The organism is Bradyrhizobium dasycarpum (assembly GCF_042019905.1).
Lineage (GTDB): Bacteria > Pseudomonadota > Alphaproteobacteria > Rhizobiales > Xanthobacteraceae > Bradyrhizobium > Bradyrhizobium japonicum_B.
The window spans coordinates 1,798,322-1,823,005 of the sequence record NZ_CP169574.1 but is presented as its reverse complement, the minus strand read 5'-3'; the positions used below and the strand labels follow the sequence as shown (position 1 = coordinate 1,823,005).

18 protein-coding genes and 4 pseudogenes are annotated in these 24,684 nt (G+C 66.5%); 8 read left to right on the top strand and 14 right to left on the bottom strand.

Annotated features, from left to right (window positions below; translation table 11 throughout):
- Positions 1-301: 301 nt before the first annotated feature.
- Entirely contained in the window at positions 302-895 is a 594-nt protein-coding gene (locus ACETMP_RS09140) for a TetR/AcrR family transcriptional regulator (protein ID WP_375160673.1), read from the bottom strand.
- A 130-nt stretch (positions 896-1,025) separates the two neighbouring features.
- Between ACETMP_RS09140 and ACETMP_RS09135 the strand changes: the two genes are divergently transcribed.
- Both ACETMP_RS09135 and ACETMP_RS09130 read left to right on the top strand, forming a co-directional pair.
- Positions 1,026-2,264, top strand: coding sequence for an MFS transporter (locus ACETMP_RS09135; RefSeq protein ID WP_375160672.1), 1,239 nt, complete (start codon positions 1,026-1,028; stop codon positions 2,262-2,264).
- 289 nt (positions 2,265-2,553) lie between these two features.
- A complete protein-coding gene (locus ACETMP_RS09130) occupies positions 2,554-3,834 on the top strand; it encodes an amidohydrolase family protein (protein WP_375160671.1) in 1,281 nt (426 codons plus the stop codon).
- A gap of 246 nt (positions 3,835-4,080) precedes the next feature.
- On the opposite strand, the gene rpmG is transcribed toward ACETMP_RS09130, so the two are convergent.
- The 6 genes and pseudogenes from rpmG to topA all read right to left on the bottom strand — a co-directional run bounded on the left by rpmG (position 4,081) and on the right by topA (position 12,320).
- Positions 4,081-4,248 carry a 50S ribosomal protein L33 gene (rpmG, locus tag ACETMP_RS09125; RefSeq protein WP_007603295.1) on the bottom strand — a complete coding sequence of 56 codons (168 nt, stop codon included), beginning with the start codon at positions 4,246-4,248 and terminating at the stop codon, positions 4,081-4,083.
- 124 nt (positions 4,249-4,372) lie between these two features.
- Entirely contained in the window at positions 4,373-5,698 is a 1,326-nt protein-coding gene (locus ACETMP_RS09120) for an LLM class flavin-dependent oxidoreductase (RefSeq protein ID WP_375160670.1), read from the bottom strand.
- A gap of 261 nt (positions 5,699-5,959) precedes the next feature.
- On the bottom strand, positions 5,960-6,709 hold the full coding sequence (locus tag ACETMP_RS09115; protein ID WP_375160669.1) for an NUDIX hydrolase: 750 nt from the start codon (positions 6,707-6,709) through the stop codon (positions 5,960-5,962).
- A gap of 32 nt (positions 6,710-6,741) precedes the next feature.
- On the bottom strand, positions 6,742-7,182 hold the full coding sequence (locus tag ACETMP_RS09110; RefSeq protein WP_257195114.1) for a DUF983 domain-containing protein: 441 nt from the start codon (positions 7,180-7,182) through the stop codon (positions 6,742-6,744).
- Positions 7,176-9,524, bottom strand: coding sequence for a ribonuclease R (gene rnr / locus ACETMP_RS09105; RefSeq protein ID WP_375160668.1), 2,349 nt, complete (start codon positions 9,522-9,524; stop codon positions 7,176-7,178). The genes ACETMP_RS09110 and rnr overlap by 7 nt, the downstream gene beginning before the upstream one ends.
- Positions 9,525-9,544: 20 nt before the next feature.
- Positions 9,545-12,320 (bottom strand): annotated as a pseudogene (topA, locus tag ACETMP_RS09100) (type I DNA topoisomerase).
- Between the two features lie 226 nt (positions 12,321-12,546).
- Here topA and ACETMP_RS09095 point away from each other — a divergent pair.
- Positions 12,547-12,786: a hypothetical protein gene (locus tag ACETMP_RS09095; RefSeq protein ID WP_028135921.1), complete on the top strand. Its 240-nt coding sequence runs from the start codon at positions 12,547-12,549 to the stop codon at positions 12,784-12,786.
- A 127-nt stretch (positions 12,787-12,913) separates the two neighbouring features.
- Here ACETMP_RS09095 and ACETMP_RS09090 read toward each other — a convergent pair whose 3' ends face one another.
- Positions 12,914-13,381 (bottom strand): winged helix-turn-helix transcriptional regulator, encoded by a 468-nt coding sequence (locus ACETMP_RS09090; protein ID WP_375160667.1) that lies wholly within the window; start codon positions 13,379-13,381, stop codon positions 12,914-12,916.
- 121 nt (positions 13,382-13,502) lie between these two features.
- Here ACETMP_RS09090 and ACETMP_RS09085 point away from each other — a divergent pair, with 121 nt between their 5' ends.
- Positions 13,503-14,276: an SDR family oxidoreductase gene (locus ACETMP_RS09085; RefSeq protein ID WP_375160666.1), complete on the top strand. Its 774-nt coding sequence runs from the start codon at positions 13,503-13,505 to the stop codon at positions 14,274-14,276.
- Between the two features lie 69 nt (positions 14,277-14,345).
- On the opposite strand, the pseudogene ACETMP_RS09080 reads toward ACETMP_RS09085, so the two are convergent.
- A pseudogene (locus ACETMP_RS09080) lies at positions 14,346-14,953 on the bottom strand (FMN-dependent NADH-azoreductase).
- Between the two features lie 84 nt (positions 14,954-15,037).
- Here ACETMP_RS09080 and ACETMP_RS09075 point away from each other — a divergent pair.
- A complete protein-coding gene (locus ACETMP_RS09075) occupies positions 15,038-15,448 on the top strand; it encodes a winged helix-turn-helix transcriptional regulator (RefSeq protein WP_375160665.1) in 411 nt (136 codons plus the stop codon).
- A 161-nt stretch (positions 15,449-15,609) separates the two neighbouring features.
- Here the strand turns inward: ACETMP_RS09075 and dprA are convergent.
- Positions 15,610-16,753, bottom strand: a pseudogene (dprA, locus tag ACETMP_RS09070) (DNA-processing protein DprA).
- Between the two features lie 91 nt (positions 16,754-16,844).
- On the opposite strand from dprA, the gene ACETMP_RS09065 reads away from it, so the two are divergent.
- Positions 16,845-18,089 (top strand): amidase, encoded by a 1,245-nt coding sequence (locus tag ACETMP_RS09065; protein WP_375160664.1) that lies wholly within the window; start codon positions 16,845-16,847, stop codon positions 18,087-18,089.
- Here the strand turns inward: ACETMP_RS09065 and ACETMP_RS09060 are convergent.
- The 4 genes and pseudogenes from ACETMP_RS09060 to ACETMP_RS09045 form a co-directional block, all read right to left on the bottom strand.
- A complete protein-coding gene (locus tag ACETMP_RS09060) occupies positions 18,081-19,283 on the bottom strand; it encodes a patatin-like phospholipase family protein (protein WP_375160663.1) in 1,203 nt (400 codons plus the stop codon). The two genes, ACETMP_RS09065 and ACETMP_RS09060, sit on opposite strands and share 9 nt — an antisense overlap.
- A 168-nt stretch (positions 19,284-19,451) precedes the next feature.
- On the bottom strand, positions 19,452-20,048 hold the full coding sequence (plsY, locus tag ACETMP_RS09055) for a glycerol-3-phosphate 1-O-acyltransferase PlsY (RefSeq protein WP_375160662.1): 597 nt from the start codon (positions 20,046-20,048) through the stop codon (positions 19,452-19,454).
- 50 nt (positions 20,049-20,098) lie between these two features.
- Positions 20,099-21,397: pseudogene (locus ACETMP_RS09050) on the bottom strand (dihydroorotase); the annotation flags it as partial.
- A 5-nt stretch (positions 21,398-21,402) separates the two neighbouring features.
- Entirely contained in the window at positions 21,403-22,350 is a 948-nt protein-coding gene (locus ACETMP_RS09045; protein WP_028135931.1) for an aspartate carbamoyltransferase catalytic subunit, read from the bottom strand.
- A 169-nt stretch (positions 22,351-22,519) separates the two neighbouring features.
- Between ACETMP_RS09045 and ACETMP_RS09040 the strand changes: the two genes are divergently transcribed.
- Both ACETMP_RS09040 and ACETMP_RS09035 read left to right on the top strand, forming a co-directional pair.
- A complete protein-coding gene (locus tag ACETMP_RS09040) occupies positions 22,520-23,914 on the top strand; it encodes a caspase family protein (RefSeq protein WP_375160661.1) in 1,395 nt (464 codons plus the stop codon).
- Positions 23,911-24,684: a M15 family metallopeptidase gene (locus ACETMP_RS09035; RefSeq protein WP_375160660.1), complete on the top strand. Its 774-nt coding sequence runs from the start codon at positions 23,911-23,913 to the stop codon at positions 24,682-24,684. The genes ACETMP_RS09040 and ACETMP_RS09035 overlap by 4 nt, the downstream gene beginning before the upstream one ends.

Sequence of the window (24,684 nt, the reverse complement as noted above, 5' to 3'; positions counted from 1 at the left end):
CAACCCCATGCACAGTAGCCGGCGCCAGTCGGATCAAGGACTTACGCGGGTGGCGAAAGCGCCTTTCGCGGGCGGTCGCGCCGTTTGACGTGTCGGGCAAAACAGGGGCATGTTGGTATCGAAGCGAAATGGCCTGACGCGTCGTCAGGCGTCCACGCTTCCTCCACAAACTCCGTCGTCATTCCCCGCGAAGGCGGGGAATCCAGTACGCCGCGGCTTCTCGGTTCTAACCTCACTGCCTCTGGAATACTGGATCACCCGCCTTCGCGGGTGATGACACCGGGCAACGCGGTGGCCGTGATCAGTGCCGCGGCCGCTTGCCCTTCTCCGCACCTTCCACATCCACCCCGGCATTCCGCAGCAGCACCTTCGCTGCGTCCTTCGCGGCGCGCGCCATCGCCGGGTCGTCGCGGACGAGGTCCTGGGCGATGGAGCCGTCGACCAGCAGCACGAGCTGCGTTGCGAGTGCGTCCGCATCGGCAACGCCGAGCTCGGTCAGGCGGTCGCGAAACCAGAGGCGGCGGCTCTCCTTGAATGCGACCGCGATCTTCTTCACGGCGCGGTCGGCGGGCCCCAGCTCGGCGACCGCGTTCACGAACGGGCAGCCGCGAAAATCCTTGGCCGCAAAACGCCGCTCCAGCGAATCGAAGGTGGCGAGGATCTGCTCGGCCGGCGGCTTGTCGGAGGGGGATGCATGCACGAAACGGCGCTCGAGGTAGGCCGCGATCAGCGCGTCCTTGGACGGGAAGTGGTTGTACAGCGTGCGCTTGCTGATGCCGATCTCGGCCGCGATGGTGTCGACGCCGATCGCGCGAATACCTTGCAGATAGAACAGCTTGTCGGCGGTCTGGAGGATCCGCTCTTTCATCGTCTGTGGGGCGGGCGGGGGAGCCATGCGGCAGAATGCGTCCTGTTCGCTTGACAGCACCCGCCGATCATAGCCTAAGTACACAGGTCTGTGTAACCAAAATCAGCGGCAAAAACGGACGGCGGCATCTGCGCCGTGCCCAAAAGGGAGAAGAAGAATGCCCCTGCTGCAGGTCCTGCGTCCGACCTTGCCGATCCTGATCGGTGCCTCGATCATGCTGACGCTGAGCATGGGGCTGCGGCAGTCGCTCGGCATCTTCATGCAGCCGCTGACGCGCGACATCCACATCTCGATCTCGGATTTCACGCTGGCGCTGGCGGTGCAGAACCTCGCCTGGGGCTTCCTGCAGCCGCTCGCCGGCGCGATGACGGTGCGCTACGGCTTCCGTGCCATCATGATCGCGGGCGCGCTGATGTATATCGCGGGGCTCGCGCTGATGGCGACCGCGAACGGGCTTGTCAGCGTCATGATCGGCGCCGGCGTGCTGATCGGAACGTCGCTGGCCTGCACCGCGGCCGCGATCGCGATGTCGGTAGCGGCACGCGCGGTGCCCGCCACGGTGCGCTCGACCGTGCTCGGCATCGTCTCCGGCGCGGGCTCGCTCGGCGCGCTGTTGTCGGCGCCGATCGGGCAGATGCTCAACGAGGGTTTTGGCTGGCGCGTCGGCCTTGCCGGCTTCGTCGTCATGTCCGTGCTGATGATCCCGGCGGCGTGGTACGCCGGCCGCGTCGATCAGGTCCCGCTGCCCAAGCCCGCCGCCGACGAGATCGTCGATGCGACCGCGGCGGCGGCGACGAAGGCGGCGTTCGGCAACGCCTCCTTCGTGGTGATGACCTGCGCCTATCTGGTCTGCGGCATGCAGCTGGTGTTCCTCACCACGCACCTGCCGTCCTATCTGGCGATCTGCGGCCTCGATCCGATGCTGAGCGCGCAGACGCTCGGCATGATCGGCGGCTTCAACGTGCTGGGCTCGCTGTTCTTCGGCTGGGCCGGCCAGCGCTGGAACAAGCTGGCGCTGCTCGGCGGCATCTACATCCTGCGCTCGCTGGCGCTCGCCTGGTACTTCACGCTGCCGGCGACGCCGTTCTCGACGCTGCTGTTCGGCGCGATCATGGGCTTCCTGTGGATGGGCGTCGGCCCGCTGGTCGCGGGCGCGGTCGCCGAGATGTTCGGCCTGCGCTGGCAGGCGATGATCCAGGGCCTCGCCTTCATGAGCCACCAGATCGGCAGCTTCCTCGGCGCCTATGGCGGTGGGCTGCTCTACGACGCGCTTGGCTCCTACACCATGGCCTGGCGCATCGGCGTCGCGCTCGGCCTTGCCGGCGGCATCGTGCAGGTGGCGTTCGCGCTGGTCAGACCCTCGCAGCCGCCGGCGCCGGTGCTGCGGACAGCGTGAGGGTAGGGGACCATGAACGTCCACTCCGTCGCATCTCACGCATTTTGCTTCCGGCCGGCAATCCTCATGACCCAGCCGGCCCCGCGGATGCGACCGCTTTAGTCGACGCCGGTCACGCAAGGTTCATGGGTTCCGGAAAATTTCGCCGCTCCTCAGCGCGCGCATGCGGTCATAGGATCGGTCTCTGCGGGCGATGTGACTCCAGCGCCAATCGGTTCAGATGCCTGCGTTGGCGCCGGAGGCTGCGCTGCTCGTCGAAGCCACAAACAACAACAAAGGGGGGACCGTCATGTCCGCGTTGTCACGCCGCGATTTCCTGGCACTTTCGACCTCCGCCGCCGCCCTCGGCCTCGCTGCGCCAGTGCGGGCCGCGATGGGGCCGAACGACAAATACGATCTGGTGATCCGCGGCGGCGAGGTGCTCGACCCCAGCCAGTCGCTGCGCGCCAGGCGCGATATCGGCATCCGCTGGGGCATGATCGAAACGGTGCAGGAGGCGATCCCGGCCGAGCGCGCGCTGAAGAGCATCGACGCCTCGGGCAAGCTGGTGATGCCAGGCCTCATCGATCTGCATAGTCACGTCTACCCCTACGGCTCGGCGATCGGGATTCCCGCCGACGAGCTCGTGCAATTCCAGGCGACGTCGACCGTCGTCTCGGCGGGCGATGCCGGGGTCAACAATCTGGCGGCGCTACGCCGCTTCATCGTGGCCCAGACGCGGGCTCGGATGTACGCCTTCGTCCACATCGCCAATAACGGCTTGTCGGCGTTCCCGGCCGCCGAGCTGTACAATATCGACGTCGCCCAGACCGAAGCCTGCGCAATGGCACTCGCCGAGAACCGCGATTTCCTGCTCGGGGTCAAAGTGCGGATGTCGGAGAACGTGATTTACAAGCACGGGCTCGAGCCGCTGAAGCGCGCCATCCAGGCGTGCGAGATGTGCGGCTGGCCGGCGAAGATGATGGTGCATATCGGCGGCGTCGAAACCAAGGAGCTGATGTCTGCGATCCTCGACTTGCTCCGGCCGGGCGACGTGCTGACGCACGCCTATTCAGGCGCCCCGAACATGTCCAACGTCTTCACCAACATCGTTCAGGACGGCAAGCTGCTGCCCGCGGCGCTCGCTGCCAAGCAGCGCGGTGTCATGTTCGACGTTGGTCATGGCGGCGGCAGCTTCGATTTCACCGTGGCGGAGGTTGCGATCGCCGGTGGCTGCGCGCCGGACACCATCTCCTCCGATATCCACGTCTTCTCCGGCAATTCGCCGGGCATTCCGTTCCTGCCCAATGTGATGAGCAAGTTCATGACGCTCGGCTTCACGCTGGAGCAGGTGGTCGCGATGGCCACCATGGCTCCGGCGAAGATCATCGATCGCGCGCCGAAGATCGGCACGCTGCAAGTCGGTGCGCCCGGCGACGTCGCCATCATGGAGCTGGCGGAGGGGCCGGTCAGCTTCGTCGACACCCGCAACAACAAGAGGGACGGCAAGGCCCATCTCAAGCCGGTCCAGACCGTGATCAATGGAGTCCCCTTCGGTCGGCCCTATCAGGCGCCGTTTGCGGTGAGATAGCGAGCCGGGCGAGGCCGGGTTGCCTATCCCAGCTCTCGTGCCCCGGACGCAGCGCAGCGTCACTTCGACGATGCGCTGCAGCGCCGGGGCCCATATCTCGGCAGGGCGCCATGCTGCTTTCTGGGTCACGGCTTCTCAGGCGCAGCGCTCCGCGCTGCCCCCGTCCGGGACACGCGCAGAAACGAAAACGGGGCCCAAAAGGGCCCCGCAAAAAACTTCAGCGTGTACCGCGATTACTTGATGGTCTTACTTGATCTTGGCTTCGCGGAATTCGACGTGCTTGCGCGCGACCGGATCGTACTTCTTCTTGACCAGCTTGTCGGTCATGGTGCGCGAATTCTTCTTGGCGACGTAGTAGAAGCCGGTGTCGGCCGAGGACACGAGCTTGACCTTGATGGTGACCGCTTTGGCCATGTTCTGAACCTCAGAAATATCGGGAATCTGGAGCCGGCCAAACGGCCCGCGTTGGCCGGCAACCTAGCCAGAAACGGCTGGAAGTCAAGGAGTTAGGCCTGGAAAACCACCCAAATCGGGCCGATCAGGCCTCGAAGAAGCGGTTTTTCGGCCGCGGCAGGCCCAGATTCTCCCTCAAAGTGGCCCCTTCATACTCCCTGCGGAAAATCCCGCGCCGCTGCAGCTCCGGGACCACCTTGTCGACGAAATCGTCGAGGCCGGCGGGCAGGAACGGGAACATGATGTTGAAGCCGTCGGAGCCGCGCCCGACCAGCCATTCCTCCATCTGGTCGGCGATGGTCTTGGCGGTGCCGACAAACGAGAGCCCGCCATAGCCGCCGACGCGCTGGGCGAGCTGGCGCACGGTGAGCTTGTCGCGCTTGGCGAGATCGACCATGCGCTGGCAGCCGCTCTTGCTGGCATTGGTCTCGGGGATCTCGGGCAGGGGCCCGTCGGGATCGAAGCCGGAGGCGTCGGTGCCGAGAATGACCGAGAGTGAGGCGATGGCGCTGTCGTAATGCACGCGGCTGTCGAGCAAAGCGCGCTTCTCCCTGGCTTCGTCGACGCTGTCGCCGACCACGACGAAAGCGCCGGGAAGAATCTTCAGATGCTCGGGGTCGCGGCCGACCTTCTCCATGCGGCCCTTGATGTCGGCATAGAGCTTCTGCCCGTCCGCAAGGCTGCCGCCGCCGGTGAACACGGCTTCCGCCGTCTCGGCCGCGAGCTGCTTACCGTCTTCGGAGGCGCCGGCCTGCACGATCACGGGCCAGCCCTGCACCGGGCGCGCGATGTTGAGCGGGCCGCGCACCTTCAGATATTTGCCGTGATGGTCGAGCGTGTGCATCTTGGCGGGATCGAAGAACAGGCCGCTCTCGACGTCGCGCACGAAAGCGTCGTCGGCAAAGGAATCCCACAGGCCCGTGACGACGTCGTAGAATTCGCGGGCGCGCTTGTAGCGCTCGGCGTGCTCCATGTGGTCGTCAAGGCCGAAATTCAGCGCGGCGTCCGGGTTCGACGTGGTGACGATATTCCACCCCGCGCGGCCGCCGCTGAGATGGTCGAGCGAGGCGAAGCGCCGCGCGACGTGATAGGGCTCGTCGAAGGTGGTCGAGCCGGTTGCGATCAGGCCGATACGCTCGGTGACGGCCGCGAGCGCCGATAGCAGCGTGAAAGGCTCGAACGAGGTCACGGTGTGGCTGCGCTTGAGCGCGTCGATCGGCATGTTCAGCACGGCGAGGTGATCGGCCATGAAGAAGGCGTCGAACTTGCCGGCCTCGAGCTTCCTGATCAGCTGCTTGATGTGCGGGAAGTTGAAATTGGCGTCGGGCCAGGCCCCGGGATAGCGCCAGGCGCCGGTGTGGATGCTGATCGGGCGCATGAACGCGCCAAGCTTGAGTTGCCGTTGTGCCATCGCCCGGTGTCCGTTCTTGGTGACGCTCGGAAAGACATAGGCATGCCGGGGAGCCGCGCCATCGGCAGCGGCGGGAAGATTATTTTGTTTTTCGATGCTCTCTCAGCACGTCATTCCGGGGCGCCGCGGAGCGGCGAGCCCGGAATCCATCGGAGTGCAGAGACGGTGGATGAATGGATTCCGGGCGGATGAATGGATTCCGGGCTCGCGCTGCGGACGTCCCGGAATGACGGAGGAGAGAACAGCGTCTCTGAATAAGACCTAGCCCAAAATATCCTTCTGCATCCTGCCGCCGTAGAAATGGAAGAACGGCACCGGCGCGTCATGGCGGAGCGGGCCGGTGGCAAGGCGGCTGTCGAGCTCGTTGAGCACGTTGCGCGTCATCGGATGCAGGTCGGCGAGCGGCTTCGAGCCGAGCTCGACCCAGACCAGCTCGACCAGCTCGGCATCGGCATGGATCACGCCGTCGACGCGGTGCGCGATCGCCGAGGCATCCGCGGTGAAGAAGCGCGTGTCGAAGCGCTTGACGCGGCCGGGCGGGGTGATCGCACGCGCGATCAGGAACAGGCTGGACGGATCAGGCAGCAGGCCGGCATCGGCGAACGGCTTCCACGGGCCGTCGAGCTTCGCCTTCACCTCAGCCTTGCGACCGAGACAGAGACCGGTCTCCTCGCAGGCCTCGCGGATCGCGGCAATGGCGAGTGACTTCGCGCGCGAGGCCGGCGTCTTCGGACTGCCCTTGGCGAGATTGGCCTCCAGCTCGGGCGTGATGGGCGCCGCACAGGGCACGCGATAATCGGCCTTGTCGACGCGCCCGCCGGGGAAGACGAACTTGCCGGGCATGAACACCACCTTGTCGTGGCGCTTGCCGACCAGCACTTTCGGAACGGCGCCGCTGCGATCGACCAGGATCAGCGTCGCGGCATCCTTCGGGCGGAAATAGGGATGGTGGTCGGCTTCCTTTTCCTCGTGGACCTTTGCCTTCTCCGCGACGTGCGCAATATCCGTCATGTCCTCACCCAGACTGTTCTTGCTTATGCTGCCTACACCGGCGGAATACCATCCGGAGGGTTGTCGTCAAACCCGTGCATGCGCAGAGCCCATTGCAAGCCGACCACAGCTCCCTTGACGGGCTGCAGCAGCGCAAGCGAGGCGACGAAGGTGAAGGGCAGATAGGCGGCGAAGCTGATCCAGACCGGCGTAGTGTAATTGGTCTCGATCCACAGAACGGCCGGCACCACGATGTGGCCGACGATGACGATGACGAGATAGGCGGGCAGATCGTCGGCGCGATGCGGCGTGAAATCGAGACCGCATGCGGCGCAATTGTCTGCCGTCTTCAGGAAAGCGCGGAACAGCTTGCCCTCGCCGCAGCGCGGGCAGCGGCCGCGAAAGCCGCGCCGCATCGCCGCAAAGAGGTCGCGCTTCTCGACGAGACCCGTCTCGCGCGTCCAGATTTTCGGGGCCGTGCTCATCGTTACCATGCCTTGCCCTTCTTGCCTTTGCCCTTGCTCTTTCCCTTGTCCTTGCCCGGTTTGCCGGATTTCGGCTTCGCTGGCTTGCGTTTTCTCTCCGGACTGCGTCCGGGAGAGGGCTTGGAGGATTTGCGCTGCGCGCCGAACGGCCGGCGCTGGCGTGGCGCGGTCTCGCTGGAGGATGACAGCAGCTCGAAGCGCAGCGCGCCCGCAATGGGTGCGGCTTCGATCAGACGGACATCGACGACGTCCCCGAGCTGGTACATGGTGCCGCTGCGCGTGCCGACCAGCGCGTGCCGGCTCTCGTCATAGTTGAAATATTCCGTGCCGAGGGATCGGATCGGAATCAATCCGTCGGCGCCGGTCTCAGAGAGCTTCACGAACAGGCCGGCGCGGGTGACGCCGGAGACGCGGCCCTGGAAGCTGGCGCCGATGCGGTCGGCGAGGTGATGCGCGATCAGGCGGTCGACGGTCTCGCGCTCCGCTTTCATGGCGCGCCGCTCGGTCAGCGAAATATGCGCGGCGACCTCGCTCAAGCTTTCCGGCGTCTCGCTGTCGGGCAGGGCGCCTTCGCCGAGGCCCAGCGCGCGGACCAGTGCGCGGTGCACCACGAGGTCGGCGTAGCGGCGGATCGGCGAGGTGAAATGCGCGTAGCGGCGCAAATTCAGGCCGAAGTGACCGTAATTCTCCGAGGAATATTCTGCCTGCGCCTGGGCGCGCAGCACCACCTCGCTGACCAGCGGGTAATAATCGTGGCCTTCAAGCTGGGCCAGCACGCGGTTGAACAGCGTCGGGCGCAGCGCGCCTGACTTGGTGAAGGGGACGTCGAGCGTCTCCAGGAACTCGGAGAGCGCGTGGACCTTCTCCAGCGTCGGCTCGTCGTGCACGCGGTAGATCAGCGGGAGCGATTTCTTCTCCAGCATTTCCGCGGCCGCGACGTTGGCGAGGATCATGAACTCCTCGATCAGCTTGTGCGCGTCGAGCCGCTCCGGCACCACGACGCGGTCGACCGTGCCGTCGCTCTTCAAGAGGATCTTGCGCTCAGGCAAATCGAGATTGAGCGGATCGCGCTCGTCACGGGCGCGCTTGGCACAGGCATAGGCGGCGTAGAGCGGTCTCAAGATTGGATCGAGCAGGGGGCCGGTGGTGTCGTCGGGCCGACCATCGATCGCGGCCTGCGCCTGCGCATAGCTGAGCTTCGCCGCCGAGCGCATCAGGATGCGATGGAAGCTGTGGGAGCGCTTGCGGCCGTCGGGGCCGAGCACCATGCGCACCGCGAGCGCGCCGCGCGGCTCGCCCGGCACCAGCGAGCAGAGATTGTTGGAGATCCGCTCGGGCAGCATCGGCACGACGCGGTCGGGGAAATAGACCGAATTGCCGCGATCGAGCGCATCGCGGTCGAGCGCCGAGCCGGGCCGCACGTAGAAGCTGACATCGGCAATGGCGACATTGACGATGAAGCCGCCCTTGTTGTTGGGATCGTCATCGGGCTGCGCATGCGCCGCGTCATCATGATCCTTCGCATCCGGCGGATCGATGGTGACGAGCGGCACGTCGCGCCAGTCCTCGCGGCCCTTCAGGTTGGCGGGCTCGGCGGCTTCCGCCTCGCGCTCCGCGGCGGAGGAGAATTGCAAGGGGATGTCGTGGGCGTAGATCGCGATCAGGCTGATCGCCTTCTCCGACTTGACCGAGCCGAGCTTCTCCTTGACCCGGCCCGAGGCAAGCCCAAAGCCGCGCGAGCGGACGATGTCGACGCTGACGAGATCGCCGTCCTGCGCGCCGGCGCTATCGGCCTTGGCGATGTTCAGCTCGCGGTCGGCGAACTTCTTGTCGACGGGCACGAGCCGCCCGCCACCTTCGGGAAGCTCGCGGAATACGCCGAGGACGCGGCTCTTGGCCTTGTCGATCACCTTGATGATGCGGCCGCGCCAGGCCGGGCCTTCGTCCTCGCCTGCCGGCTCGACGCGCAACAGCGCGCGGTCGCCGACGCCGGCGGCGGTGCCGGGCCTGGGCCGGCGCGGCATCTCGATCAGGATCCTTGGCGGCTCGCCGCTTTCGACCTCGTCCCATTCGGCGGGGATGGCGATCAATTCGCCGTCGGCGTCGCGTCCGGTAATGTCGGCGAGCAGCGTGGGTGGCAGCGCGTCCGGCTCGGACACCTTGTGGCGCTTCTTCTTGACGATCCCGTCGTCGGCGAGCTCGCGCAGCATGCGCCTGAGCTCGGCGCGATCGGCGTTCTTCAGGCCGAACTCGCGTGCGATTTCGCGGGTTCCGGCCTTTCCATGATTTGCCTTGATGAAGGCGACGATGGCTTGCCGGTCGGGAAAGCCATGGTCATTCTTGCGTTTCACTTAACCTCTAATTCTTGATCTCAAGTCTTGCCGGCACTCTTCTTGGCCGGAGCCTTGTTGGTCGATAATTTGGCGGCGGCGGCCTTGGTCGGCGACGTTTTTGCCGTCGACGGCACGGCAGCGCGCGCCTTGCTGGTGGATTCGGCTTTCGATTTGGCCGCTTTCTTTGCGGCCGGCTTCTTCGGCTTTGGCGGGGTGTCCCCGCCGTCCGCGGCCTTTTCTGCAGTCTTCCTGGCCTTGGCCGGCTTTGCCGCCTTCTTGGCTTTGGCCTTGCCGCCGCTCTTTCCGCCGCCTTTGGCCGCGCGCTCGTCGATCAGGGCGATGGCCTGGGCGAGCGTGACGGTGTCCTTTTCGAACTCGGCAGGGATCGTCGCGTTGACGCCGCCGGCGGTGACATAGGCGCCGTAACGGCCGCTCTTCACGGTGACGGTGCCGAGAGCGGGATGGTCGCCGAGCGCCTTGCCGGGATCGGCACCGAAGCGCCGGCTCGGGCCCTTGGCCACCTTCTCCGCGATCAGCGTCACCGCGCGGTTGAGGCCGATGTCGAACACCTCATCGCCGGCCTCGAGGCTGGCGTAGGTCTTCTCGTGCTTGACGAACGGTCCGAAGCGGCCGAGCCCGGCGGTGATCGGCTGGCCGGTCTCCGGATGCTTGCCGATCTCGCGCGGCAGCGACAACAGCTTCAGCGCGAGTTCGAGATCGACATCGGCAGGCGAGGTGCCTTTCGGAATGCCGGCGCGCTTGGGCTTCTCGCCTTCCTCATAATCCTTCGGCTCGCCGAGCTGGATGTAGGGGCCGAACCGGCCGGCCTTGACCCAGACATCGCGCCCGGTGTCGGGATCCTGGCCGAGCGAACGGTCGGCGCTGGCCTCGCCATCGGCGGCGAGCTGGCGGGTGTAGCGGCACTCCGGATAGTTCGAGCAGCCGACGAAGGCGCCGAACTTGCCGGCCTTGAGATTGAGCCGGCCGGTGCCGCAATTCGGGCACTGGCGGACGTCGCCGCCGTCGGCGCGGGGCGGATAGATGTGCGGCCCCAGCATCTCGTCGAGCACGTCGAGCACCTGCGCCACGCGCAGATCCTTGATCTCGTCGACGGCGCCGATGAAGCCGGTCCAGAAATCCTTCAGCACCTGCTGCCAGGAGATCTCGTTGTTGGAGATGCGGTCGAGCTGCTCCTCGAGGCCCGCGGTGAAGTCGTACTCGACGTAGCGGCTGAAGAAGCTTTCCAGGAACGCGATCACGACGCGGCCCTTGTCCTCGCCGTGCAGGCGCTTCTTCTCCAGCTTGACGTAGCCGCGGTCCTTCAGGACCTGCAGGATCGAGGCATAGGTCGAGGGACGGCCGATGCCGAGCTCTTCCATGCGCTTGACCAGCGAGGCCTCGGAGAAGCGCGGCGGCGGCTCGGTGAAGTGCTGGGTGACGGAGAGCGACTGCCGCTTCAGCGCGTCGCTCGGGCTCATCGCGGGCAGGCGGCGCGAATCCTCATCCTCCTCGTCGTCGCGGCCTTCCTGGTAGAGCGCGAGGAAGCCGTCGAACTTGACGACCTGGCCGGTGGCACGCAGCTCCAGCGTGCGGGAGCCTGCCTTTGCCGTGATGTCGACGGTGGTGCGCCTCGAGCTCGGCCGATTCCATCTGGCTCGCGATGGTGCGCTTCCAGATCAGCTCATAGAGCTTCGCCTGATCGGCATCGAGCCTGCGGCTCATGCTCGCGGGGCGGCGCGACATGTCGGTCGGGCGGATCGCCTCGTGGGCTTCCTGCGCGTTCTTGGCCTTGGCCTGGTACTGGCGCGGGGCATCCGGCACATAGGCGTTGCCGTAATCCTCGCCGATCACCTTGCGGGCCTGGGTGATCGCGGACGGATCGATCTGCACGCCGTCGGTTCGCATATAAGTAATGAGTCCGGTGGTCTCGCCGCCGATGTCGATGCCTTCATAGAGCCGCTGCGCGATCCGCATCGTGTGCGCCGGCGCAAAGCCGTATTTGCGGCTGGCTTCCTGCTGCAGCGTCGAGGTGGTGAAGGGCGCTTGCGGATTGCGCCGGGCCGGCTTGGCATCGACCGCGGTGACGGCGTAGGTCGCCGCTTCCAGCGCCTTCTTGAAGTCTTCAGCTTCCGCGCCGGTGCCGATGTCGAGGCGCTGGATCTTCTTGCCGTCGGCGCCGACGAGGCGGGCCTCGAACGCATCGCCGCGCGGGGTGAGCAGGGTGGCGATCAGCGACCAATATTCCCGCGCCACGAACTTCTCGATCTCGAGCTCGCGGTCGCAGACGAGGCGCAGCGCCACCGACTGCACGCGGCCGGCCGAGCGGGCGCCGGGCAGCTTGCGCCACAGCACTGGGGAGAGGGTGAAGCCGACCAGGTAGTCGAGGGCACGGCGCGCCATATAGGCGTCGACCAGCGCGCCGTCGATCTGGCGCGGATGCTTCATGGCGTCCGAGACCGCCTGCTTGGTGATGGCGTTGAACACCACCCGCTCGATCTTCTGATCCTTCAGCGCGCGCTTTTCCTTCAGCACCTCCAGCACGTGCCAGGAGATGGCCTCACCCTCGCGATCAGGGTCGGTGGCGAGAATCAGGCGGTCGGCACCCTTCAGGGACCTGGCGATGTCGTTGAGCCGGCCGGCCGCCTTGGGGTCGACCTCCCAGATCATCTTGAAATTGGCATCGGGATCGACGGAACCGTTCTTCGCGGGCAGGTCGCGGACATGGCCGAACGAGGCCAGAACCTCATAGGACGAGCCCAAATATTTGTTGATCGTCTTGGCTTTCGCCGGCGACTCCACGATGACGATATTCATGTAGTTCCAGTAACTTACGGGAAAATTTGAGGCCGAAAACGAAAGGATTCGGGTCGGCCGTTTCGACCCGAACATGGGTGGTGAGGCGGCCCCTGTCAAATCGGCGGGTGCCGAAGGGCCGCCGGATGGGAAAAGTTTCATATCGAAAAAGTTGCAAAACACCACCTTGGAGTTGCGGCCGATGTCGGCGTAATGTCGCGTGGGGCATGGATTCGGGTGGGGTCTGGTGACTAGGCCGGGGAAGAAACGGGCGCGCGCCCCTGTCGGCGCGCCGCGAGGCTCGCGTCACGAGGAACCGGGAGAGGGCGGCGCGGACGAGGCCGTCGCCTTCATCGCCGAGCAGGTCGGGGCGCTACGCAAGCTCGCCGAGCAGCACAAGCTCGCCGTGCTGCATTATCTGCTGGGCATGACCAAGCTCGAGGCCGACGAGCATCTGCGGCTGCGGAGCAAGCGCAAGCTGTCGTAGCGGCGCCGGCCATCTCACTCGTGTCCCGGACGCGCGGCAACGCTCTTGGCGTTGCTGGGCAGAGCCGGGACGAAGGGGACGCTGCGCTGCGTCCGGGGCACGAGACCTCGTGTCGTTCCCGGCGCGGTCACGCCGACCTCCGCCGTCGCGCCGGCCGCGGCTTCAGCGTGGTGTCGGCGGGACTGAGCAGGCGTCCATCCTCCGCGCGCATTTCCAGCTTCTTCACCGGGCGGCCTTTGGCACGATCGACCAGGATGGTCGCGATCTCCTCGGGGTGATCGTCGAACTCCTCGCTCCATTGCCGCAGCGCCACCAGGATCGGGAAGGTGCCGCGGCCCTTCGGCGTCAGCACATATTCCTGATACGCGCTGCCGTCGGAGGCGGGGGCGGTGGCCAGGATGCCGTGATCGATCAGCGATCGCAGGCGGGCCGACAGGATGTTCTTGGCCATGCCGAGCTTGTTCTGAAACTCGCCGAAGCGGCGCAGGCCGAACAGCGCCTCGCGGATGATCAGCAGCGACCACCAATCGCCGATCGCCTCCAATGAGCGTGCGATCGGGCATGAATCGCCCTCGAAGCTCGTTCGTTTCACCATCGTTCCGATCCTGCCGCGTTCGCACGATGCGAGCGCCGATCACGCGCTTGTGTGGTTGCATCATAAAACCATGCGCCCTAGATGGCAATCTAGTTTTATGATGCAACCACTGGAGGCGAGCGTGAGACTGACGAACAAGACGGCCCTGATCACCGGCGGCAATAGCGGCATCGGCCTTGCGACAGCAAGACTGTTCGTGGCCGAAGGCGCCAAGGTGGTGATCACCGGGCGCAACAAGGAGACGCTGGAAGCGGCCGCGAAAGAGCTCGGGCCGAACGCGCTCGCGCTCGCCGCCGATGCCACCGACATCGCCGCGACGGAAGCGGCGATCAGGCAGGGCGCCGAGAAATTCGGCAAGTTCGACATCGTGTTCGCCAATGCCGGCATCGCCGGCGGCACGCCGCTGGGTTCGACCGCGCTTGACGTGTTCGAGAAGGTCATCAGCACCAACCTGACCGGCGTGTTCTTCACGGTGCAGTCGGCACTGCCCTATCTCAACGACAACGCCTCGATCGTCCTCAACGGCTCGGTGATCTCGGTGCTCGGCATTCCCGGCTACTCCGCCTACGGCGCCGCGAAGGCCGGCGTGCGGGCGATGGCGCGGATCATGGCCTCGGAGCTGTCGCCGCGCGGCATTCGCGTCAACGTCGTGGCACCCGGCGCGATCCGCACGCCGATCTGGGGGGCTGCGACCGCGACGCCGGAAGCCGAGCGGGCGTTCGAGAAGCGGATCGCGCTGTCGACGCCGCTCGGGCGCATCGGCGAGACCGATCACGTTGCGAAGACGGTTCTGTTTCTCGCCTCCGACGATGCCGCGCACGTGCAGGGCCAGGAGATCTTCGTCGACGGCGGCGCAGTGGCCTCTCCAAGCGGCGCCCCGATCTACCTGGGCTGATGGTTGCACTACTCAATTCCGTCCGGCGCGGGACATCTGCTGCGCCGGACGGTTCCGACATCGCGAGTGCTATGCCGCGCGCAGGCTCGTTGCCGACTGGAGCGCTCCAGCGATCGCCTTTTCGCGGTGGTCTGGCCCGACCTGGATGCCGTCGGCGAGGATGAATTCGGGATTGCTGATGCCGATGAAGGCGAACACCCAGCGCAGATAAGTTTCAAGATGCTCGCCGGCGGCCGTCGGCATGTCCGCGCCGTAATAGCCTCCGCGCGAGATCGTCACGATCACGCGCTTGCCGCCGGCAAGGCCCTCGGCCCCGCGGCGCCATATTTAAATGTCTTCCCCGCCACCAGGATACGGTCGATCCATGCCTTGAGCTGGCTCGGGATGGTGAAATTGTACATGGGCGCGCCGATCACGACGACGTCGGCAGAAAGGAACTCGTCGAGCGCGGCCGCGCCTGCGGCAAGGTCGGGTTCGAGTTCCGCCGAGGCGGGCGCGCCTTGCGCGGCGGCCAGATGCGAGCCGGAGAGGTGGGCAAGCGGCGTCTCAGTCAGGTCGCGATAGGCCACTTCGAGCGAGGGCGTGGCCTGCTTGAGACGGTCGACGATGGCAGCGGAGACCTGCCTCGAGACGGAGTGCGGGCCGAGGACGCTGGAGTCGATATGGAGCAGTTTCATCTGGGGTCACCCATGGTATAGATTTGTAACTCGAACTACATGAGTGACTGTCGAAATCCCCGCAAGGACGCACTTTTTTGAGCCATGGGCACATTGTTGAAACCGACGCACGCCGATTTGCCTGCTCCGCCACGGCCCGATCCCGACCATGCCGATTGTCGCGGCGTGGCCTCGGTCCTGTCGCGTGTGGGCGACAAATGGAGCGTGTTCGTCATCATGATGCTGAGCGACGGACCCAGGCGCTTCAACGAGCTGAAGCGCATGATCAACGGCATTTCGCAGCGAATGCTGACCCTCACTCTGCGCGGGCTGGAGCGCGACGGTCTCGTCAAGCGCACGATCTTTCCGACCATTCCGCCGCGCGTCGACTATGAGCTGACCGAGCTCGGCCGTGGGCTTCAGGCGCCGGTGAAGGCGCTAGGGCAGTGGGCGATGGACCACCTGACGCAGATCGAGGCTGCACGTACGCAGTTCGACCGGCGCAACAACGGCTAGCGCATCCGACGATTTTCGCGGTCATTCCGGGGGCCGAGCGGAGCGAGGGAGCCCGGAATCCATTTGCCCCCGGCGTAGATGGATGAATGGATTCCGGGCTCGCGACTTCGTCGCGCCCCGGAATGACGTGCCCGCCGTGAATGGGAGTTCGAGGCACGGCTCTACAGCAGCGATACCAACCCGCCGCCGTGGCGTTCGAGCTTTCCGGCGAGCTCGAGGCTCCAGCAGCACCGTGCGCACGATCGCGGGCGAGGCGCCGGACATCCGCACGAGATCGTCGATCGAAACAGGCGCCGGGCCGAGCAGGGCGGTGATCTGGTCGCGGTCGTGGCCTTGCGGATCGCGCTCGAACGTCTCGCTGTCGGGCTCGCCCGCAGAAATCATCAACGGCCGCTCCATGATCGGCTGCACCGCGTTGATGACGTCGGCGGCTTCGGTGACGAGGGTCGCGCCCTGCTTGATCAGGTCGTTGGCGCCGGCGGCGCGCGGATCGAGCGGGGAGCCCGGCACGGCGAACACCTCGCGGCCCTGTTCGGCCGCCATGCGCGCGGTGATCAGCGAGCCCGAGCGGTGCGCCGCCTCCACCACGACGACGCCGAGCGAAGCGCCCGAGATCAGCCGGTTGCGGCGTGGGAAGTCGCGGGCACGCGGCTCATGGCCGAGCGGCATCTCGGAGATCGCCGCGCCTTCGTGATCGAGCATCGCCGCGAGCAGATCGCCATGCTCGGGCGGATAGATGCAATCATGGCCGCCGGCCAGGACGGCGACGGTGCCGCTCTCGACACTTGCGCGATGCGCGGCCTGGTCGACGCCGCGCGCGAGCCCGGAGATGACGACGAAGCCGGCTTCGCCAAGCTCGCGCGCGAGCAGGCCCGCGAATTTCAGCCCGGCGCCGGAGGCGTTGCGCGAGCCGACGATGGCGATCATCGGCCGCATCAGGGTCTTGGTGTCGCCGCGCACGGCGAGCAGCGGCGGGGCATCGTCGATCATCGCCAGCCGGGCCGGATAGCCGTCCTCGCCGGGCGCGCGCCAGGCGATGCCGAATTTGCGGCTTGCGGCCAGCTCGGTCTTGGCTTCATCGGCGCTGCAGATGCGGCCCGATCGCTGCGCACCGCCGCGGCGCGCCAGATCGGGCAGCCGCTCCAGCGCGGCGCGCGCGGTGCCGAAATGGTCGACCAATGACCGGAAGGTGCGCGGCCCGACATTGTCGGAGCGGATCAGCCGCAGACGGTCGATCCGATCGGCCTCGGTCAGCTCCACGCTCGGATTGATGGCGTCCACGGCGTCTCCTTGCAGGCGCAGCATGGAACAACCTGAGGGCGTTACGCAACAGCGACGTGCGCTTGCACGGCCTCGGCCCGATGCTAAAAGCGAGGCCAATAAGAAGGATGTTGCCATGATCTCACTCGCCGACCTCCAGCGCCGCATTGAAGCCGGCGAGTTGTCGCCCGATGCCGCCATTGCCCAATCGCACGCGGCGATCGAGGCCAGGGAGAAGGACGTCCACGCCTTCGTCCGCCACGACAAGTCGGCGAAGGCGCAAGGCTCCGGGCCGCTGCGCGGCATCGCGGTCGGCATCAAGGACATCATCGACACCGCCAACATGCCGACCGAGATGGGCTCGGAGATCTATCGCGGCTGGCAGCCGCGCGCCGATGCGCCGGTCGTGACGATGCTGAAGCGGGCGGGGGCCACCATCATCGGCAAGACCACGACCACGGCGTTCGCCTCGCGCGATCCGACGCCGACGCTCAATCCGCACAATCTCGGCCATTCGCCGGGCGGCTCGTCCGCGGGCTCGGCGGCAGCGGTCGGCGCCGGCATGATCCCGCTGGCGCTGGGCACTCAGACCGGCGGCTCGGTGATCCGGCCGGCGGCCTATTGCGGGACCGCTGCGATCAAGCCCTCGTTCCGCATGCTGCCGACGGTCGGCGTGAAGTGCTATTCGTGGGCGCTCGACACGGTCGGCCTGTTCGGCGCCCGCGCGGAGGATCTCGCGCGCGGACTCCTCGCAATGACGGGCCGCACCGAGTTTTCCGGCATCGTTCCGGCGAAGGCGCCGCGCATCGGCGTGGTCAGGCAGGAATTCGCAGGCAGCGTGGAGCCGGCGGCGGAAGAGGGGTTGCTGGCCGCGATCAAGGCAGCGGACCGCGCCGGCGCCAGCGTGCAGGCCATCGATCTGCCCGAGGCGGTGCAGGAGGCCTGGCGCATCCACCCCATCGTCCAGGATTTCGAGGCGCATCGCGCGCTGGCCTGGGAGTTTTCGGAGCGTCACGACGAGATTGCGCCGATGCTGCGGGCCAGCCTCGATGCGACGGCCCATCTGACGCCTAGGGAATATGACGAGGCGCGCCGGATCAGCCGCCGCGGCCGCCGCGAGCTCGGCGAAGTGTTCGAGGGTGTCGACGTGCTCTTGACCTATTCGGCGCCGGGCACCGCGCCGGCCAAGGAGCTCGCGACCACAGGCGATCCCCGTTACAACCGGCTCTGGACGCTGATGGGCAATCCTTGCGTCAACGTGCCGGTGCTGAAAGTCGGCGGCCTGCCTGTTGGCGTGCAGGTGATCGCACGTTTCGGCAACGACGCGCGCGCGCTCGCGACGGCGTGGTTCCTCGAGCAGGCGCTGGCGAGGTCAGGTTAGCGCAGCTTCGGAGGCAGTGAGAGCCTGTGCGGATGCCGAAGGCGCTGCGCCGGCCTTTGCATCCTGCCCGAGCCAGCGCTCGGCGGCCGCGCGACCGCTCCGGTGCAGCAGCCGGATGAAGCCGCGGCCGAGATCGGTCGATGAGCGCTGCGCCAGGCCGTCGACGGAGTCTTCCGCCGCGATCCGGGTGAGCCGCAGCGAAGTGGCTGCGTGCGACTGTGCCCATGCGAGTGCCGCGATCTCGGCATTGAGGGCGGCGTTGGCCGCGATCTGGTCGAGCCGGCGGTCGATCGCGGCGAGGGTGATGGGCACGTAGCTGTCGCGCGCCGGGGTGACCTGGACCAGCAGGACGTCGGCCGTCGTCGTCTCCTGCGCCAGCCGCAGCAAAGGCGGATTGCCGCCGAAGCCACCGTCCCAATAGGCCTCGCCGTCGATCTCGACGGCGCAATGAACCAGGGGCGGGCAGGTCGAGGCCAGCGCAACGTCGGCGGTGATGGCGTCGTTGCGGAAGATCTGCTGCTGGCCGTCGCGGATCCGCGTCGCCGCAATCAGCAGCTTTGGTGCTCTTGGATCTTGCAGCACCGTAAAATTAATGTCGCGCGACAGCGCCAGCCGCAGCGGATCGAGATCGAACGGATCGAACTGGCCCGAGCGCAGCGTCGGACCGAATGCGACCGAGCTTCCCGCCGGCGAGAAGCCGCCGAGCAGCATCAGCGAGCGGAACGAGGCCTCGTGCATCAGGCGGAGCCAGAACCGGTTCAGCCGTAACCGGGCCGCTTCGCGGCCGCCCTCCGCGAGGCCGGAGGCGAGCAGCAGCGCATTGATGGCGCCGGCGCTGGCGCCGCTGATGGCGTCGATCTCGATCGGCTCTTCCAGCAGCCGCTCCAGCACGCCCCATGTGAAGGCGGCAAAGGTACCGCCGCCCTGCAGCGCCAGCGACAATCGTCGCGGCGGCCATGGGGCCGGGCGCGCCTGCACTGATGCGGCCGGGGCGGCCGCAGGTCGGAGCTCGACCGAGACGGGAACTGGCGCGACGGGGGCAAGTGAGGGCGCCGGCGGCGGCACGGCAACGGGCGCTGGCGCAGGCGGCGGTGCGGGCGCATCGGACCAGATATTGGTCATCGACAACAACCGGCTTGCCGCAGTGCCCTGCGGGCCAGACTCCTCGTGCGTGCCGTCGTTCGTCTCGCCCATTCTGAGCAACCGCGTAACGCCATTCGCCTGTCAGGATGACAGGCGCGGAACCTGTTCGCTACCTCGCCTTGCGAGTCGGCGACGAGTTGCGAACAGGATTCGAGATATAATGCAGAGAAGGGGTTTCGGTATCCGTAGATGCCCTGGCTTGGCTCGCCTTGATGCGACTTAGGCCTTCTCTCCGATCCGGCTTTCCTTGCCGGCTTGCAGGCGCTTGATGTTCTCGCGATGCGCGTAGAACAACAGCAGCGTCAGCACCGCGAACAATGCTGCGAGCGCAAGGTGGCCGAACCACCACAGGAATATCGGCGTGATGAATGCCGCCACCAGTGCCGACAGCGAGGAGTAGCGGGTGGTGAAGGCGGTCGCCAGCCAGAGCAGGCAGAACACCACCATGCCGGGCCAGAACAAGCCAAGCAGGACGCCAATGTAGGTCGCGACGCCCTTGCCGCCCTTAAACTTGAGCCAGACCGGGAACAGATGGCCGAGGAAGGCGCCGAGCCCGGCCACCATGGCGGCGTTGGGACCTGCGATATAGCCGGCGATCACGACGGCCGCGGTGCCCTTGAGCGCGTCGAGCAGCAGGGTGCCGGCGGCAAGGCTCTTGCGCCCGGTGCGCAGCACATTGGTGGCGCCGATGCTGCCGGAGCCGATCGAGCGGATATCCTGCGTGCCGGCGAGCCTGGTCAGAACCAGGCCGAACGGAATCGAGCCGAGCAGGTAGCCGATGACGAAGGCCACCGGCAGGAATGCTTCAAGCCCCATGGCGGCCTCTCCAAAGACTGGATTTCAATGTCGCGGGATCGCGCAGGTCGAACATGCTCGTACACCGTCCGGCCGCCGACGATCGTGCGCACCACGCGGCCTGTAAAGCGGGCCTCGTCGAACGGGGTGTTCTTGCAGGGCGATTTGAGGTCGGCGGGATCGACCACCCAGGGCACATCGGGGTCGATCACGATGACGTCGGCCGGGCTGCCGGCGCGCAGGGTTCCGCCAGGCAGGCCGAGCAGCTCGGCCGGGCGGGTCGACATCGCCCGGATCAGCGTTTTCAGGTCCAGCTCGCCATTGTGCACGAGCCGCAGGCCCGCCGGCAGCATGGTCCCGAGACCGACAGCGCCGGGCGCGGCCTCGGCGAACGGCAGCCGCTTGACCTCGACGTCCTGCGGATTGTGGTCGGACATGATGACCTCGAGCAGGCCGGAGGCGACCGCCGCCACCAATGCCCGGCGGTCGTCCTCGCTGCGCAGCGGCGGCGACAGCTTCAGGAACGACCGGTAGGGGCCGATGTCGTTCTCGTTCAGCGCCAGATGGTTGATCGAGACCGAGGCGCTGACGGCGAGCCCGGCGTCGCGGGCGCGCTGGAGGATGTCGAGGGAATCGATGCAGCTCAGCGAGGCCGCGTGATAGCGGCCCCCGGTCAGAGCGACGAGGCGCATGTCGCGTTCGAGCATGACGGCCTCGGCGGCATTCGGGATACCCATCAGGCCGAGCCGCGAGGCGAACTCGCCTTCGTTCATCACGCCTTCGCCGACGAGATCGGGGTCCTCGGTGAAGTGCACGATCAGCGCATCGAAATCGCGCGCGTAGGTCAGCGCGCGGCGCATCACCTGCGCATTGGTCACGCTTCGGGCCGCATCGCTGAAGGCGACGGCGCCCGCGGCCTTGAGCAGGCCGAACTCGGTCATCTCCTGGCCGAGCATGCCCTTGGTGAGCGCCGCCATCGGCTGGATGTTGACGATCGCGGTGTCGCGGGCGCGGCGCATCACGAAGTCGACGGTCGCCGAATTGTCGATCACCGGCGAGGTGTCGGGCTGGCAGATGATGGTGGTGATGCCGCCGGTCGCGGCCGCCTGGCTCGCGGTGGCAAAGGTCTCGCGATGGCTGAAGCCGGGCTCGCCGACGAAGGCGCGCATGTCGATGAGGCCGGGCGCGACGATCTTGCCGGCGCAATTGACGATGTCGGTGCCTTCAGGGACGCCGGCCGCGCCGATGCCGCGGCGGGTCTCGCGGATGGTGCCGTCGGCGATCAGGACGTCGCCGACACTGTCGAAATCCCTGGAGGGATCGACGACGCGGGCGTTGGCGAGCAGGACGGGGCGGCGATCGATCAGCATCGGCATCACGCGTTCGGCAGGTTGCGGGCGAGCGCTTCCAGCACCGCCATGCGCACGGCGACGCCCATCTCCACCTGTTCGCGGATCAGGGACTGCGCGCCGTCGGCCACGATCGAGTCGATCTCGACGCCGCGGTTCATCGGGCCGGGATGCATCACGAGCGCGTCCGGCTTGGCGTAGGCGAGTTTCTTCTGGTCGAGCCCAAAATAGTGGAAATATTCCGACGACGACGGCACGAAGGAGCCGTTCATGCGCTCGCGCTGCAGCCGCAGCATCATGACGATGTCCGCGCCGTTGAGCCCCTCGCGCATGTCGCGCGCGACCTCGACGCCCATCCGCTCGATGCCGGGCGGCAGCAGCGTGGTCGGGCCGACCACGCGGACGCGGGCGCCCATCGTGTTGAGCAGGATGATGTTGGAGCGGGCGACGCGCGAATGCAGCACGTCGCCGCAGATCGCGACCACCAGCCCTTCGATCCGGCCCTTGTTGCGGCGGATGGTGAGGGCGTCGAGCAGGGCCTGGGTCGGATGCTCATGCGCGCCGTCGCCGGCATTGATCACGGAACCGTCAACCTTGCGTGCCAGCAGTTCCACCGCGCCGGAGGCGTGATGGCGCATCACCAGGATATCAGGATGCATCGCGTTCAGCGTCATCGCGGTGTCGATCAGGGTCTCGCCCTTCTTCATCGAGGAGGAGGAGACCGACATGTTCATGACGTCCGCGCCGAGCCGCTTTCCCGCGAGCTCGAACGAGGATTGGGTCCGGGTGGAGGCCTCGAAGAAGAGGTTCACCTGCGTCCGTCCCCGCAGGACGGTGCGCTTCTTGTCAACCTGGCGGTTGAGCTCGACATATTCTTCGGACAGGTCGAGCAGGCCGGTAATGTCGGCCGCGGACAGGCCCTCGATGCCCAGCAAATGGCGGTGGCCGAGGACGAAGGTGGATTTCGATGTCATTAAAAGCAGAGCTATAGGGGGGATGACGGGGGAGCAAGCTTCAAATCCGGCCTGCGGACTTATCCACGGTGCTTTGCGGGCAACAGAGCGCCGCCGCCCTGTGTTCGGGGCTGCCGCTTTGCGCTAGACTCGTGCCATTCGTTGCGTCACGGGCCGGATCATGACGAGCATGCGGTATTTCAATCGACTGGCGCGCAATGTCGCTGCGCTGGCGGCCGTGTGCCTCGTCGGCATCGCGACACCGGCGCTGGCGGAGAAGCGCGTCGCACTCGTGATCGGCAACGACCTCTATCCGAACTTGCCGCCGGACCGCCAATTGAAGAAGGCGGCCAATGACGCGACCAGCGTTGCCGACGCGCTGCGGGCACTCCAATTCGACATCGTGCTGGGGACCAATCTCGGCCGCCAGGGCATGATCGACCGGCTCGCCGATTTCACTGCGCGGCTCGCGCCGGGCGACACGGCGGCCGTGTTCTATGCGGGGCACGGTGTGGCGATCGCGGGGGTGAACTACCTGGTGCCGAGCGATGTTCCGGCCGTGAGCGAAGGCGCTGAAGCGCGGGTGCGGGGGGCCTCGATCGCCGAGCCTGACTTGCTCGCAGAGCTCCAGGCAAAGGCAGTGCGGGTCGCCTTCGTCATCATCGACGCCTGCCGTGACAATCCGTTTCCGCGCGCCGCCGGCCGGTCGATCGGCAATACGCGGGGGCTCGCGGATGCGCGGCCGGCGCGCGGCATCTTCACGCTCTATTCGGCCGGGATCGGCCAGACCGCGCTCGACCAGCTCGGCAGCAGCGATACCGCGAATAATTCGGTGTTCACGCGGATCTTCATCGAGCAGCTGAAGCGGCCCGAGCTGCATCTCGGCGATCTCGCTGTCGAGGTGCGCGAGCGCGTGGCGGCGTTGGCGCTGACCGCGACGGACGGTGGCGGCCAACCGGCACCGCATGAGCAGACGCCGGCCTATTACGACCAGACGCTCGGCGGACGCATCTATCTTTGGGAGGCGGCCCCCTCGACGTCGCGCGTGGCAGGCATGCTGGTGAAGCCGCCGGCAAAGCCCGCGGTCGCGGAGCGCGCGACGATGCGTCCGCCGCGTCCGTCCGCGGCGGGTGAAAGCTGCGCCCGCAGCGGCTTCGAGACCTATTGCGTCAGCTCGATGCTGAAGCCGCAATTCGGCAATTCATACGGCGCGACCAACCTGTTCGATGCCTCGACGGGGACGGCCTGGGTCGAAGGTGCAGCCGGCAACGGCATCGGCGAATGGATCACGGTCGAGTTCGAAGCCCCGCGGCGGGTCAAGTCGATCCATGTGCAGAACGGCTACCAGAAGAATCCCGACATCTTTTCCAAGAACAACAGGGTTCGTCAGATCCGGGTGCTGTTCTCCGGCGGCGAGTCGCAGGTCTTCATTCTCGAGGACAGGCTGTCGGCGCAATTGCTGACATTGCGGCCGCCGGTGACGGCCCATTGGATGCAATTCATCATCGACGACGTCTGGGCCGGCAACAAATACACGGACACCGCGATCACCAAGCTTCTGGTCAGCTCGGATCCGGTGCAATGACCGCAAGGACAGGAATCGCGGCGCGCGCGGCGCTCGGTGTGCTGCTTGCGATATCGGTGCTCGCGCCGGCGCGGGCGCAGAGCTTGCCCGGCGATTTCGTCTATCTGCGCGACATCGACCCCAGCATCATCCAGGACATTCGCTACGCCACCTCGAACAATTTCGTCGGCCGGCCGCTGGCCGGCTACAATGCCGGTGAATGCGTGGTGAAGCGCGAGGTCGGGCTGCGGCTGAAGGCGGTGCAGCAGGAGCTGGCCGCACAGAATCTCTCGCTCAAGATGTTCGACTGCTACCGCCCGGCGCGGGCCTCGCTCGACATGGTCAAGTGGTCGCAGAACGGTCACGAGACCGCCGCCGAGCGGCGTTACAATCCCAAAATCCCCAAGACCGAGCTGTTCCGCCTCGGCTACATCGCGAGCCGTTCGCAGCATTCCACCGGCGCGGCGCTCGATCTGACGCTGGTCGATCTGAAGGCTGACAATTCCGCCAAATACGACCCGTCGAGAACCTACGCCGATTGCACAGCGCCGGTCGAAGCGCGCGCACCCGAAGGCAGTGTCGATATGGGGACCGGCTACGACTGCACCGACACGAAGGGCCATACCGCGGCACCGTCGATCACGGCGGAACAACGCAGCTGGCGCAAGCGGCTGGTGGCGGCGATGGCCAGGCAAGGCTTTGTGAACTATTCGAAAGAGTGGTGGCATTTTTCCCTGCCTGGGGCCGGCGGGCCGGCCTATGATTTCCCGATCCAGCCGCGACGGAACTGA